The sequence below is a fragment of the Bacillus sp. 007/AIA-02/001 genome (assembly GCF_004634455.1).
In the GTDB taxonomy this organism is placed as follows: Bacteria; Bacillota; Bacilli; order Bacillales; family Bacillaceae_G; genus Bacillus_A; species Bacillus_A cereus.
Map to the genome: position 1 here is coordinate 263,717 of NZ_SEIY01000004.1, position 14,462 is coordinate 278,178.

The window sequence follows — 14,462 nt, forward strand, 5'->3', positions numbered from 1 at the left end:
GTGCCTATGTGCTAAAGCTGTTTTATTTTTCTCTTCCCACCCTTCCCATTTTTGTGTAAAATTTTAAATAGTGATGAAGTTTCGAGGTGAATAGAAATGAAACGAATAGATCTCATTTTTAACGCAATACAAAAAGGCAATTATACAGAAGGTGTAACCGCATCAGAACTCGCTACATTTCTGCAACTAGATCGCGCCAATGTAAGTAGCGATTTAAACAAACTTGTAAAAGATAAACGTTTATTAAAAACAAATACGCGACCTGTTCGTTTTTACATAGAAACGAACACTTCGTTGGAAACGCATTCAAAAGACATAACTTCATTAGATACATTTGCAATTGAAAATACGAGCCTTAAAATTGCAATTGAAAAAGCGAAAGCTTCTATTCTCTATCCTCCAAACGGTATGCATACTTTACTACTGGGAGAAACAGGGGTCGGAAAGTCTATGTTTGCTTCTTTAATGCACGAATATGCAATTGAAGTTGAACAGCTTCCAAAAGATGCACCATTTATCGTATTTAACTGTGCTGATTATGCAAATAATCCACAGTTACTACTCGGGCAATTATTTGGGATTAAAAAAGGAGCTTATACAGGAGCAAGTGATCAAAAAGGGTTAATTGAAAAAGCACATGAAGGAATTCTTTTCTTAGATGAAGTACATCGCCTGCCTCCAGAGGGACAAGAAATGCTTTTCACCTTTATTGACCGCGGAGTATACCGCCGCCTTGGAGAAACAGAGAACGAACGTAAAGCACAAGTATTAATCATTACTGCAACAACAGAAGAACCAAATTCATTTTTATTAAAAACATTTACAAGACGTATACCAATGACTGTTACGCTGCCACCACTTCGTGAGCGTACACATAAAGAGCGCTTTGCTTTACTACAGCTATTTTTCACAAATGAAGCAATTCGTCTGCGAAAAGACATTCACGTTAGCCCAAATGCAATGCGTGCTTTCGTCTTTTACAATTGTCCCAATAACATTGGTCAATTAAAAACAGATGTTCAAATTGCCTGTGCGAAAGCCTATTCTGATTTGGTCACAAAGAAACGTGATTCTGTCTATGTTTCAAGTACAGATTTACCTTGGTATATGAAAGAAGGATTGTTCATTGAAAGGAAGAGCCGTCACTTATACCAAATACCAAATGAAACATTTGTATTTACAGGTGAGGAAGGTTGGAGTAATCATAAAACAGAAGATGAAAAACGCTCTTCTATTTACGATTATATTGATTATAAATACGAAGAACTTCAAGCACGTGGTATTGAAGAGGAAGAATTAGAATTACTAATAGAAAATGATGTTCAAAGCTTTTTCGTACAATATTTTAACCAAATATCAAAAAAAACAAGCCATGAAAATGTTTTTAAAATTGTGGATCGTAATATCGTTTCCGTATGTGAAAAAATAGCGGAACTTGCTGAAAAGCATTTATCTAAGACATTTGATGAAAAAGTATTTCTCGCTTTAAGTTTACATGTACAGACAACTCTACAACGTTTACAAAGCGGAAAACAAATACATCACCCACAATTAAATCAAATTCGTACGAAATATAAAGAAGCTTTTTCCGTAGCTATGCAATGCATTCAACTACTGGAGGAAGAATTACAAATAACAATGCCTATTGATGAAGCTGGCTTTTTAACAATGTTCTTCGTTGTTGATCCAATTCCTGCCTCACAAACAGAAGTAAAAGTATTAATATTAGCACACGGTAATGGCATCGCAACTGAAATGGCAAACGTCGCAAACGAACTTCTCGGCATTGAGGAAGTAACCGGTATTGATATGCCGTTACACGAATCACCGAAAGATTTCTTGGAACGTGTGAAAGTGTATATGAAAACACTACAAAATGTAAATGGGCTTCTCTTACTTGTCGATATGGGGTCACTTGCTTATATCGGTGACATATTAGAAACGGAGTTCAAAATCCCTGTACGTGTTCTCTCGATGACGAGCACACCACACGCACTAGAAGCAGCTCGAAAAGCTCAGCTCGGTTATTCATTAGATGCGCTGTATGAAACAGTAAAAAATTTAACACCATTTTACTTAAACGTACAAGAAGAAAAGAAAAAACCTCTCTCTCCAATGAAATCTGTTATTTTAACAGCTTGCTTAACTGGTGAAGGAAGTGCTTTAGCTATTCAAAAAATGTTAGAGAACTATTTACGATTTGATAAAGACTTAATTGAAATTATTCCGATTAGTATCGTCCATGAAAAAGATTTAACGAAAATGATTGAGAACATAAAAAAAGAGCGTAACATCATTTGTATCGTCACGAATTTCGATGTGCAAGTACCATGCTTAACATATCATTTCCAAGACATCGTAAACTACACAGCGATTCAGCCAATTCAAGAATTAATTACGTATGAAGAAACATATGCAAAAATGGCGGATATTCTTGAACAACAAATGCAGCGTAACGATGGAGCATTACTTATCAAAACAATTCGTTACGCATTAAATACAATTCAGGAATTAATTTCCTTACAGCTAACTCCTGATAGCTTAATGGGTGTTATTCTGCATATGAGCTGTATGGTTGACCGTCTTCAAAAAGGAGAAAGCCTTCTTCCTCACCCTGATAAAGAGAAAAGAAGACAAGATGAGTACTGGATGTATATGAAAGTAAAAAAAGCGTTGCAACCAATTGAAAATACATTTGAAATACAAATACCTGATGACGAAGTATTTTATGTTATGGACTTCTTTATTAAAAATCAGCCTGTGAAAAATTAATCGAGGCCGTTTTTAAAAATATCGACCGTAACGTGAGTTATATCAGCGATTATTGAAATATATCGGCGCAACTCAGATTATATCAGCGATTTTCAAAATATATCGATTTACCGACAATAATTGCTAAAACTAGCACCTTATATAATGAGAAAAGGCTGTTCCAACATATGGACAGCCTTTGCCTCTATTTCTTTACTTTTCTAACTCGCCCTCTTATTTCTCCTCTTTTTTGTGATTTCGTATGGACATTAACATATACATTTGCTTGAATAATTTCTTGAAGTAAATGTACGAATGATTTCCCTTGTAAAGGTCCCTCAAAATCCTCTACATTCACTACACCAGTAATACTTCCCTCGTTCAAGCTAATCCCTTGCTCCAGTGGACCATACAAATATAAAACAACAGGACCAATTTGAGTAGACTTCCCTAAATGAATTTGACACGATGTAACCTTTTCTATATTTTTTAGTATTACTCTGTAATGCAATTTCGTTAAATCATCACTAAAAATAAACTCTGCTACCCCAAAAGCTTCTGTATTTACAGGAGGCACTTCCCTCTTACCTGTTAACCTGGCAAAGAAATGTGTTGTCATAAGGCATTCTCCTTATATAAATTTCCCAGCACTACTTCTACTACTTTATGGTTTAAACATAATCATTTATGACTTTTTCAATTTTAATTACAAAGAAAAGATTCACAAAATCTTTACATTGTGATTGTTCCTGTAGATTGAAAGTCTCTTGTATAATGCACATAGAAAAACATTATAGGAGGTTCCATTGAAAACTAACAAATACACTTTTCATACATTATTAGAGATTTTTCTCGTCTCATTTAAATTAGGACTTACTTCATTCGGCGGTCCTGTCGCTCATCTCGGCTATTTCCACCAAGAATACGTGCAAAAAAGAAAATGGATGGATGAACGAAGCTATGGAGATTTAGTAGCACTATGTCAATTCCTTCCCGGTCCTGCCAGCAGTCAAGTCGGTATGGGGGTTGGATTATTACGGGGCGGTCTATTAGGAGCTATTATTTCATGGATTGGATTCACTTTACCGTCTGTGCTTGTTTTGGTTTTCTTCGCCTCATTCCTTAATCAGTTCGATCTTGGAAGTGCTGGCTGGATTCATGGACTAAAACTTGTAGCAGTCGCTATTGTCGCTCATGCCATATGGGGAATGGCGCGAAAGTTAACTCCAGATCGAAATCGTGCAACGATTGCGATTGTAACTGCCGCAATCGCCTTATTATGGCCAAGTAGTTGGACACAAGTCATCCTTATTATAATATGTGGCTTTATCGGTTGGTTTTTATATCGCAACCAACCAATTAGCCAATCTCAAAATATAAGAGTACCTATTTCAAAAAAGATAGCAGTTTCTTGCCTCGTCTTATTCTTTGGACTATTACTACTGCTACCAATATTAAGACCGTTCTCTTATTACATCGCTTTATTTGACAGTTTCTATCGCTCTGGCGCACTTGTATTTGGAGGAGGACACGTCGTGCTGCCCCTTCTTGAAGGTGAGTTCGTACAAAACGGAATGATGACGAAAGAACAGTTCCTAGCTGGATACGGATTAACACAAGCAGTACCAGGACCACTATTTACATTCGCCTCTTATATAGGAGCAGTGTTAAACGGGACGCTTGGGGCAATAATCGCAACAATTGCGATTTTCCTCCCTGCTTTCTTACTCGTTATTGGTGTTTTACCATTTTGGAACAATGTGAGAAAAATATCATTCATACAAGGCGCACTACTTGGTGTTAACGCCGCAGTTGTTGGTATTTTAATTGCCGCTTTTTACGATCCCATTTGGACGAGTACAATTATAAATGCTTCAGATTTCGTTTTCGCTTCGCTTCTTTTTTGCTTACTAGCTTTTTGGAAAGCACCGCCTTGGGTTATCGTTATACTTGGAGCTTTTGGCGGATATATTCTATCCATTTTGTAAATAAAAAACGACGGCATGATGTAGCCGTCGTTTTTCTATTAAAACTTCACAAGTTCTATCCCTTCAGGCAACTCACTCTCTGTTAAAATACGCAATTCCTTCACACGATCCATTACGTAAGAAGAACGCTTCACAAGCTCTGGATCAATATAAGCTGGATGAACCATAATTTCTACCGTTTGTTCACCTTGTACTTTTTCTTTTAACTTCACAAAGTAATCTTCCGTCACACCATCCGCATAAAAGTCACTGTAAAATACATCAGAAAATGGATGCACCGCTCTATCTTCCCCACAACGACGAATTGGAACATTATATTTAGCTGCTAATCTCTCAAGAACATCGTGTAAGATCGGTAATCCGTGTACATGATGATGACTATCTAAATGAGTTGGTGTTAATCCGTAAGATAGGAATTTCTCAATTTGAGCAGTCCACTCTCTCTCAACTTCTTCTGGATTTATATTCCCTTCCCTTACAACACTTTGTTTATGAAACAATCCGTCGCTACCTACAAGTGATGGTACGTTTCCAAGAAGTGGTTCCCCTGCTGTTAATACGAGATGTACGCCTACTCCGAGTAGGTTATACTCTTTCGCTAAGCGTACCGCATGCTCTGTTCCTGGCATATTCATCATCATCGTCGTTGAATTTACAAGTCCATTTATATGCCCATCAATAATGCCGTAATTTGTACCTTCTGTAAGACCGAAATCATCTGCATTTACAATTAACTTAATCATCATAATACCTCCTAATAGAATAAAAAAAGCGGGCTAAATAGCGCCGCTTTTACTTCTCTACCTTTTTAAAGAACTGTGGAAGATACTCTTTATGTGCTTCCAACATTTCATCTAAAATTTGTTTTGCAACTTTATCTGATGGTACAAGTGGATTGATTGTCATAGCAAGCAGCGCCTTATGATAATCCCCTGTAACAGCAGCTTCAATTGTTGTGCGCTCGAATGATTTAATTTGTTGTACTAAACCGCGAACTGGTACTGGAAGATCTCCAACTGCAATTGGTTTTGGGCCTTCTTTCGTAATAATACAGTTCACTTCAACAGCTGAATCATGTGGTAAGCTTGCAATTGTTCCGTTGTTTCGTGTATTAACAGGCTGGATATCACCTTTATTATTGTAAATAGACGTAATTAAGCTACATGCTGCATCACTATAATAAGCTCCGCCACGTTTTTCTAATTGTGGTGGTTTAATATCTAAGTTCGGGTCTTTATATAACTCAAATAAATCATTTTCTAATTGTTTTACTACTTCTGCACGTGTACCTTTTTCAACAGAAGCCTCTTTCTCTTCTTCTAACATTTCACGTGTTTTGTAGTAGTAACGATGGTATGGACATGGAATTGCACGAAGGCCGCGAATAAAGTCTGGTTCCCAGTTAAGCGCTGCGATATTTTCCATCGTAATTTGCTTTTCTGGATCTGTCACAAGCTCTAACACACGATCCATTACACTTACGCCATCTAAGTATACATCTAGTCCGTATACCATATGATTTAAACCTGCGAAATCAACGTGGACACGACTTGCATCTACTTCAAGTAATCTTGCAAGACCCATGCGGATTCCGATTGGAACGTTACATAGACCAACTACTCTTTGAATATTTGTATAACGAAGGACAGCCTCTGTTACCATACCAGCTGGATTTGCAAAGTTAATTAACCATGCATTCGGACAGAGCTCCTCCATATCTTTACAAATATCTAAAATAACAGGAATCGTTCTCAACGCTTTGAATAGACCACCAGGACCATTTGTTTCCTGACCGATTACATCATATTTTAACGGGATTGCTTCATCTTTTGCACGTGCTTCTAATAAACCAACGCGAAGTTGTGTTGTTACGAAGTCAGCATCTTTTAATGCCTCACGGCGATCAAGTGTTAAATGTACCTCGATTGGTAAACCTGATTTTTTCACCATACGTTTTGCTAAGTTACCAACGATTTCTAACTTTTCTTTTCCTGCCTCAATATCTACTAACCAAATTTCACGAACAGGAAGCTCATCATAACGCTTAATAAATCCTTCAATTAACTCTGGTGTATAACTAGATCCACCGCCGATTGTAGCAATTTTAATTCCAGTCATGCTTTATTCCCCTTTCGCTTCAAGCTTTTTATAAAGATCGATAAACTCTGCTGCTAATTCTTTCACTGTAATCGCATTCATTAAATGATCTTGTGCGTGAATTAAAAGAACACTAACCTCTGTTTTTTCTCCTCTTGCTTCTGATTGTATGAGCTCTGTTTGGAAATGATGCGCTTCATTAATCGCTTCTTTTGCCTTTACCATCGCTTCATCTGCTTCTACCATTTTCCCCTGTTTGGCAAATTGAAGTGCCTCCATCGCAAAGCTTCGTGCGTTACCACTATTTAAAATCAATTGGAATGGAATTTGTTCTGCTGTAGTCATCATAATTACCGCCCTCTCTATTATGGTTCAACCGATTTACATACCCCTTCAGTTTGAACATTTCTATTACATTATTATTTTATGAATGATAGTTTGGTGTTCTTGTAGATGGATTTCATCTTTTTGAACATGATATAAAGGTGATTGTTCTCACAGATAGTGTTATCTGTGAGAACAATTACTATGTTACATAGGTACAGAGTTATTATTTCCTTGTGCTGCTGCTTTTTCAGTACGAACAACTGAACGGTCACATAACACAACGAATGGATAATAAATTACCATTGCAATTACAAAGTTGAATAACTGTAGAATTGCACCAGAAATATGTCCACCTGTTACAAGATAACCACTAATAATTGGTGGTGTTGCCCATGGAATCATCACAACTGTTTTTGGTACCCACCCCATAGATATAGCTGTATAAGAAGTAATTACTAATACAATTGGTGTTAGGATAAAAGGTAAGAATAAAATTGGATTTAAAATAATTGGTGTACCAAATATTACTGGTTCGTTAATGTTAAATGCACCAGGTCCAATTGATAAGCGAGATACACCACGTAATTGTGCACTTTTTGCTACGAGTAATACCACTACTAAGAATGCTAATGTCGCACCAGAACCACCAAGGTATACGAAAGTATCAAAGAATGGTTTTGTAATAATATTTGGAACATCAAATGCAGATGTACCACCTTTAAATAAATTCATATTTTTCTCTAATGCCGGTAAGTATAATGGCTCAATAATACCACCAACGATATTTGGCCCATGTAAACCGAAGAACCAAAGAAGATGAACAAGGATTACAATGATAATTGCACTTGGTAATGTCCCTGCTAAACTTTGCAGTGGTGATTGAATCGTATTAAAAATAAATTCATGAACACTTGTACCAGATAATTTCACTGCTAATTGAATACCTGCAACTACTGTTAAGATAACAAATGCTGGAACTATAGCTGCGAAAGATCTTAAAACTGCTGGTGGTACTCCATCAGGCATTTTAAAAGTAATGTTTCTTTGTACAAAGAAACGGAATACTTCAGTAACAAGGAGTGCCACAATAATTGCTACGAATAACCCTTGTGCACCTGTCCAAGCTAAGTTCAATCCGCCTTCTTTCGGTGTTGTTGGTGTAAGAATAATTAACGCACCAAATGAAATAATACCTGCTGACAAACCATCAACGCCGTAAGATTTTGCTAAGTTATAACTTGTTGTAAATGCTATGATTAGTGCTAGAATCGCGAAAGAACCAGTCCACATTCCGCCGCCGACTTGTTTCCACGTTTCACCAAACAAACCTTTCATGAAATCTTGGAAAACTTCAGATGGAAAACCATTAATTAGTGATGCCAGTGCACCAACTAAAATAAGTGGCATAACTGCAATAAATCCGTCACGGATCGCAGCTAAGTGACGTTGCGATCCGATTTTACCAGCGACAGGAACAATATATTTCTCCATAAATGCAATAAACTTTTGCATTTCGCTTCCCCCCTAATTATTTTTTAAGTGTTAATGCGTGATCTAAAACTGCTTCTCCATTCATCATGCCGTAGTGCATTGGATTGATAACGTCGATTCCAACATTTTTCTCGTCAGCAAGCGTTTTCATTGAAGAGAGCATGTAACGAACCTGTGGTCCTAGTAATAACACATCTGCTTGGTCGATATTGTTTTTTACTGCATCCCCAGATACAGCCCAAATCTTTCCTTCTAGACCGCGAGCTTTTGCAGCCGCTTCCATTTTTGTAACTAGTAAACTTGTAGACATCCCTGCTGAACAACATAATAAAATATTCATTTGAAAATCCCCCTTGTGTAGTATAAAAAATTTATGTTTATTTATTTTTCTTTACGCTATTTATTAATGCAATTAGCGTGCCAACTTTTTAAAACCACTAAAATCAGTGCTTTTTCGAGCATTTTCTTTGTGTGTTAACGCTTTCAATTAGTGTGTCGTCCAAAAAACACACAGTGTGTTATAAAACAACACGCTTTTAACACATAACTGTATAAAAATAGATTAGTGTTTAGTCGTCTAGTTGTGTTTAATATGAAAAAACACTAAAAAAACTTTTTCAATGAAAAATAATTCATTATTTTAACCCACTATTTAGTGAAATAAAAAAACCTTGCATAAGCAAGGTTCATTCATCCACCGACATCTTCCTATATAACTCTACAAACTCACTCGCTAATTCTTTCACCGTAATTGCATTCATTAAATGGTCTTGCGCGTGTACCATTAAAAGAGTAACTTCGGTCTTTTCACCACCAGCTTCTTTCTGGATAAGCTCCGTTTGTACACGGTGCGCCTCTTTTAATTCATCTAGTGCTTCTTGTAATTTAGCTTCAGCCTCTGTAAACTCCCCACGCTTCGCACAATCAATTGCTTCCATTGAACAACTTCTCGCGTTTCCCCCATGCAAGATTAAATGAAAAGCTTTCGTCTCTATCGTATCCATTTTAGTTCTTTACTCCCCCTTTTCTTCTGCCAGTTTTTGTTTATCCCATATTTTTAAGAACGGTAAATAAATGAAGAATGCTAGCGCAAAGTTAACAAGTTGCAAAATAACACCTGAAATTTTCCCGCCCGATCCTAAATATCCACTAAAAAGAATAGGTGTCGTCCAAGGTACAGCGGCCCCACTCGGACGTGCGACCCATCCCCATTCCATTGCAAAGTAAGAAACAATCGTTAGGACGACTGGAACTAATATAAATGGAATTAGTAAAAGTGGGTTCATCACAATCGGCATACCAAAAGTTACCATCTCATTAATATTAAATATACCAGGTGCAATTGACAATCTCCCTAAACTTTTTAATTGTTGACTTCGTGCAAATAGTAACATTCCGACAACTAGAGCAAGCGTTGCACCAGAACCGCCCATATAAATCCATAAATCAAAAAACTGTGCCGTAATCGTATTTGGTACATCTTGCCCAGCTTGAAAAGCAACTCGGTTTTGATCCATTAACGACAACCAAACGGGGCTCATTACACCACCAACAATAGTAGCACCATGAATTCCACAAGACCAAAGAACATGAACGAGAATAACTGCTATGATTGCGCCCCAAAGACTAGCACCAAGTACACTAAGCGGTTCCTGTAAAATTTGTCCTACAATATTATGGATACTGCCAAAAGAAGTATTTTCTATAATTAAGCGCAAAATCCAAATAACTGTGACAACAATAAATCCTGGAACAAGTGCTGCAAATGAACGCGTGACAGCTGGTGGAACTGTCTCTGGCATCTTTATAATTATCTTTTTTTGTACAATAAACCGATAAAGTTCAGTAGATATAAGTGCAATAATCATTGCTACAAATAACCCTTGGCTTCCCATTAATGCAGCTGGGATAGCGCCTTCTACAAGTACACTTTCTTTTGTACTTGGTATAATATATGCAACTTGAAATGGAGTCGCAAGTAAAAACGTCACAAGCGACAATGCCCCGGATGCTAAAGCATCTACTTTATAATACTCTCCAAGTCTGTAAGCGATTCCAAAAACAGCTATTAAAGCCATTATATTAAAAGTTGCACTAACTGGATACCCTAAAGCTCGCTGCCAATTCTCCCCAAACAAACCTGCCATAAAATCGTTATATCCCGGTATCGGCAGTGCACTAATAATGAGGAAAAACGATCCAATAATTAAGAAAGGCATCGTTAAAATAATTCCATCTCGAATTGCTTGTAAATGCCTCTGCTCTGCAACCTTCCCTGCTACCGGCATCACATACTTCTCTAAAAACCGTATCATCTATCCCACTCTCCTCATGGTTTCATTAACAAAGCTGCTTGCAAGATAGCTTCTCCATTACAAAGTCCGTAATGAACAGATTGAATGACATCAACAGGTATCCCTTTATCCTTACATAGTTCTTTCATTTTCGGTAATAAATAACGTACTTGCGGTCCAAGTAAAAGGACATCAGCTTTATCAATATGACTATTCACTTCAGAACCTGATACTGCCCAGATTGTTACTTCTATCCCTCTTGCCTCTGCTGCTTTCTCCATCTTTGTAACAATCAAACTGGAAGACATTCCCGCTGCACAGCAAAGTAAAATATTCATCCCGCTTCCCTCCCCCTTTTTCTCTACCTAAGTTATGGTGCACTCCTTGCCACCACTAGGTTACAAATATATATGTCTAGATTTCCTGCTGTATGCCGAGCTTAAAAACAAAAATTTCTTGATTTTCACGCTATTCCATTTATCCGTATTCTCCTAGTAAAGGGGCCCCTAACTCGCTATAATGATTCAGTATGATTTTTTTAATTGATAGGAGGATATATTTATGAAGGCATATCGCTTTCCACTTATTTTATTATCTTCTATCCTAATTGGTGGTTTCATTGGTTATTTCATGGGTGCCGATGCAGTTGCTTTAAAGCCGCTTGGTGACATTTTCTTAAACTTAATGTTTACGATTGTTGTACCTCTAGTGTTCTTTAGCATCGCATCGTCTATTGCTAATATGGATGGATTAAAACGTTTCGGTAAAATTATGTCTAGTATGGCTGGGACTTTCTTATTTACAAGTATTTTAGCTGCTATTTTTATGATTATTGTCGTGAAAGTATTCCCGCCAGCACAAGGTGTTGTACTAGAACTAACACAACCTGACAAAGCCGGCAAAGCTGTTAGTGTTGCAGATCAAATCGTCGGTATTTTAACAGTATCTGACTTCTCGAAGTTACTATCTCGTGAAAATATGTTAGCTCTTATTTTCTTCTCTATCTTAATGGGGATTGCAACTTCAGCAGTTGGCGAAAAAGGAAAGCCATTTGCTACATTCCTACAAGCTGGTGCAGAGATTTCAATGAAGGTTGTATCTTTCATTATGTACTACGCTCCAATCGGACTTGCTGCTTACTTCGCAGCATTAGTTGGCGAATTCGGACCACAACTTCTTGGAACTTACTTCCGAGCAGCAATGGTATACTATCCTGCTTCTCTCATTTATTTCTTTGTATTCTTCACATTCTATGCATACCTTGCAGGTCGCAAACAAGGTGTACAAGTATTTTGGAAGAACATGGTCTCTCCTACAGTTACATCACTTGCAACTTGTAGTAGTGCCGCAAGTATTCCAGCAAACTTAGAAGCAACAAAGAAAATGGGTATTTCTTCAGACGTTCGTGAAACAGTTGTCCTTCTTGGTTCTACTCTTCATAAAGATGGCTCTGTTTTAGGCGGCGTATTAAAAATTGCTTTCTTATTCGGTATTTTCAACATGGAATTCGAAGGACCGAAAACATTAGCAATCGCACTTGTTGTTTCTCTATTAGTAGGGACAGTAATGGGCGCTATTCCAGGCGGCGGTATGATTGGTGAAATGTTAATCGTTTCTTTATATGGCTTCCCGCCAGAAGCATTGCCAATTATCGCAGCAATCAGTACAATCATTGATCCTCCTGCAACGATGTTAAACGTAACAGCAGATAACGCTTGTGCCGTAATGACAGCTCGCCTTGTAGAAGGTAAGAACTGGATTAAAAACAAATTTGCTTAATAAATAGAAAGAGGATGCTCGTTTTGAGCATCCTCTTTCTTTGTTGTTAATCCATTCCGCCACAAATTTGTTAAAACCTTCACAAATATTCCACACCTCTTATCCATTCTCCGTACTATAATCATGTATGGAAAAGGAGATGGATCTAATGACTCAAAGCGCACCAGAATTTAAAGTTTTGCAAAGCATTGCATTTCTCGCTGTCGTTTTGCAAAGTTCTTTATTATATACAATGAATCAAGGAAATGTCTTACTTGAGCAATCCCTCATTATGGGCATGCTATTTAATCTTGCAAAATTCTCAGCACCAGCATTCATATTTATCGTTGGATTTCACTTAATTCGTCACTATACAAAGCAATTAGTATATAAAGAATATATTTCCGAAAAAGCGATACACTTACTCATTCCTTATTTCTTTTGGTCTATTCTTTACTTATTAACAACAAATGATCTTATTACGTTACAAAGTGGAATAAAAAGTTTATTACTCGGAACAGCCGCTCCCCATCTTTGGTACGTTATTATGATGTTCCAAATTCACTTATTGTTCCCTTTACTATGCACACTTTTTTATTGGTTTCAAAAACGAACAGAAAATAAAAAAGACATATATAAATATATGACCTTTTTCGCTTGCCTATATTTTCTATTAATGTGGTTCTCTTCTCACTATATTTTTAATGGAGAAAAATTAACAAGTTCAACAATTTTACATTATACAGATCGATCATTTCTATTCTACTCATTCTATTTCGTTATGGGCGGCATTGCCGCTGTAGCACTAAAAACTTGGCGTCTATTCGTCATGAAACATATCCCGCTTATAACAATATTATTTTTCATCTTATTTTTATTCATCAATTATGAGTTGTTTAGTTTTTACGGAGCAAACTCTATTCATTTAACTGTTTCTACCTATTTAAAACCATCTATGTTTTTATATATCGTATGCGAAATTATCATACTGTATGTGTTATCTATTATGATAGTACAGCGTCGTGGTTTCTTATATAAAACGTTACGTTTCATTGGTAATTACACGTATGGTGCTTATTTAGCTCATTTATTCTTCTTGCAACTATGCACAAAACTTCTTTCCTTATTCACACTGCAAGAAAATACTATATTATATAGCCTATTACTATTTGTGTTAACGGCCATTATCTCTATTTCAACAATGGTCATTTGTAGCACAATACCATTTCATACTTGGATTACAGGGCCTTCTCCTACAACAAAGATGAAATGGACGAAGGTTGTATTACGAAAAAATCATAAAAAACTATTCAAGCCATATATTTGATATAATAATACGCATATAAAAAGAAAGCGAGAGACACCTATGATTAATCAAGTTGGACAAATTATGCTATATGTAAATAACCAAGACGAAACAGTACAATTTTGGACAGAAAAAGTAGGGTTCCAAATCATTGCGGAAGAAAATAACGGAAACGGATTCCGCTGGATTGAAATTGCACCGGCGAAAGAAGCAGGAACAAGCATCGTCCTTCACGATAAAGCGTTAATCGCGAAGATGCAACCTGAACTAAACCTAAATACGCCTTCACTTATGTTCTTCTCAAATGACTTAGACCGTCTATATAAAGATCTTTCTGAGAAAAATGTCACAGTTGGACAGGTTGTAGATTTACCTACTGGTAGAGCATTCAACTTTGCTGATAATGAAAATAATTACTTTGCAGTAATGGAACGCAAATAAAAAATAAGC

Annotated in this window: 14 protein-coding genes; 5 read left to right on the top strand and 9 right to left on the bottom strand. The window is 36.8% G+C overall.

Features of this window, described 5'->3' with window-relative positions; all coding sequences use genetic code 11:
• The first annotated feature begins 96 nt into the window (after positions 1-96).
• Entirely contained in the window at positions 97-2,772 is a 2,676-nt protein-coding gene (locus tag ES895_RS13020; protein WP_000820967.1) for a sigma-54-dependent transcriptional regulator, read from the top strand.
• A 184-nt stretch (positions 2,773-2,956) separates the two neighbouring features.
• Here the strand turns inward: ES895_RS13020 and exsM are convergent, their stop codons facing one another.
• Positions 2,957-3,370 carry an exosporium regulatory protein ExsM gene (gene exsM, locus ES895_RS13025; protein WP_000207046.1) on the bottom strand — a complete coding sequence of 138 codons (414 nt, stop codon included), beginning with the start codon at positions 3,368-3,370 and terminating at the stop codon, positions 2,957-2,959.
• 187 nt (positions 3,371-3,557) lie between these two features.
• On the opposite strand from exsM, the gene ES895_RS13030 reads away from it, so the two are divergent.
• Positions 3,558-4,739, top strand: coding sequence for a chromate transporter (locus ES895_RS13030; protein ID WP_000856219.1), 1,182 nt, complete (start codon positions 3,558-3,560; stop codon positions 4,737-4,739).
• A 38-nt stretch (positions 4,740-4,777) separates the two neighbouring features.
• Here the strand turns inward: ES895_RS13030 and chbG are convergent, their stop codons facing one another.
• The 8 genes from chbG to ES895_RS13070 all read right to left on the bottom strand — a co-directional run bounded on the left by chbG (position 4,778) and on the right by ES895_RS13070 (position 11,286).
• The gene (gene chbG / locus ES895_RS13035; RefSeq protein ID WP_000593491.1) at positions 4,778-5,482 is read right to left on the bottom strand and encodes a chitin disaccharide deacetylase; all 705 of its coding nucleotides are present in this window, start codon (positions 5,480-5,482) and stop codon (positions 4,778-4,780) included.
• 49 nt (positions 5,483-5,531) lie between these two features.
• Positions 5,532-6,857, bottom strand: coding sequence for a 6-phospho-beta-glucosidase (gene celF / locus ES895_RS13040; protein ID WP_000145762.1), 1,326 nt, complete (start codon positions 6,855-6,857; stop codon positions 5,532-5,534).
• Between the two features lie 3 nt (positions 6,858-6,860).
• Positions 6,861-7,184: a PTS lactose/cellobiose transporter subunit IIA gene (locus ES895_RS13045; RefSeq protein ID WP_000989059.1), complete on the bottom strand. Its 324-nt coding sequence runs from the start codon at positions 7,182-7,184 to the stop codon at positions 6,861-6,863.
• A 183-nt stretch (positions 7,185-7,367) separates the two neighbouring features.
• Positions 7,368-8,675, bottom strand: coding sequence for a PTS cellobiose transporter subunit IIC (celB, locus tag ES895_RS13050; protein ID WP_001168836.1), 1,308 nt, complete (start codon positions 8,673-8,675; stop codon positions 7,368-7,370).
• A gap of 16 nt (positions 8,676-8,691) precedes the next feature.
• A complete protein-coding gene (locus ES895_RS13055) occupies positions 8,692-8,994 on the bottom strand; it encodes a PTS sugar transporter subunit IIB (protein WP_001023563.1) in 303 nt (100 codons plus the stop codon).
• Between the two features lie 346 nt (positions 8,995-9,340).
• Positions 9,341-9,658: a PTS sugar transporter subunit IIA gene (locus tag ES895_RS13060; RefSeq protein ID WP_000379632.1), complete on the bottom strand. Its 318-nt coding sequence runs from the start codon at positions 9,656-9,658 to the stop codon at positions 9,341-9,343.
• Positions 9,659-9,667: 9 nt separating this feature from the next.
• The gene (gene celB, locus ES895_RS13065) at positions 9,668-10,969 is read right to left on the bottom strand and encodes a PTS cellobiose transporter subunit IIC (protein WP_000617782.1); all 1,302 of its coding nucleotides are present in this window, start codon (positions 10,967-10,969) and stop codon (positions 9,668-9,670) included.
• Positions 10,970-10,983: 14 nt separating this feature from the next.
• Positions 10,984-11,286 (bottom strand): PTS sugar transporter subunit IIB, encoded by a 303-nt coding sequence (locus ES895_RS13070; protein WP_001023554.1) that lies wholly within the window; start codon positions 11,284-11,286, stop codon positions 10,984-10,986.
• A gap of 223 nt (positions 11,287-11,509) precedes the next feature.
• Here ES895_RS13070 and ES895_RS13075 point away from each other — a divergent pair, with 223 nt between their 5' ends.
• From ES895_RS13075 to ES895_RS13085, 3 genes are all read left to right on the top strand, one after another.
• Positions 11,510-12,727, top strand: coding sequence for a dicarboxylate/amino acid:cation symporter (locus ES895_RS13075; protein ID WP_000649376.1), 1,218 nt, complete (start codon positions 11,510-11,512; stop codon positions 12,725-12,727).
• Positions 12,728-12,875: 148 nt separating this feature from the next.
• Positions 12,876-14,033, top strand: a complete 1,158-nt coding sequence (locus tag ES895_RS13080) for an acyltransferase (protein WP_000194318.1) — start codon at positions 12,876-12,878, stop codon at positions 14,031-14,033.
• Between the two features lie 39 nt (positions 14,034-14,072).
• Complete coding sequence (locus ES895_RS13085; RefSeq protein ID WP_000610162.1) at positions 14,073-14,453, top strand: VOC family protein; 381 nt, start codon at positions 14,073-14,075, stop codon at positions 14,451-14,453.
• Positions 14,454-14,462: the final 9 nt, after the last annotated feature.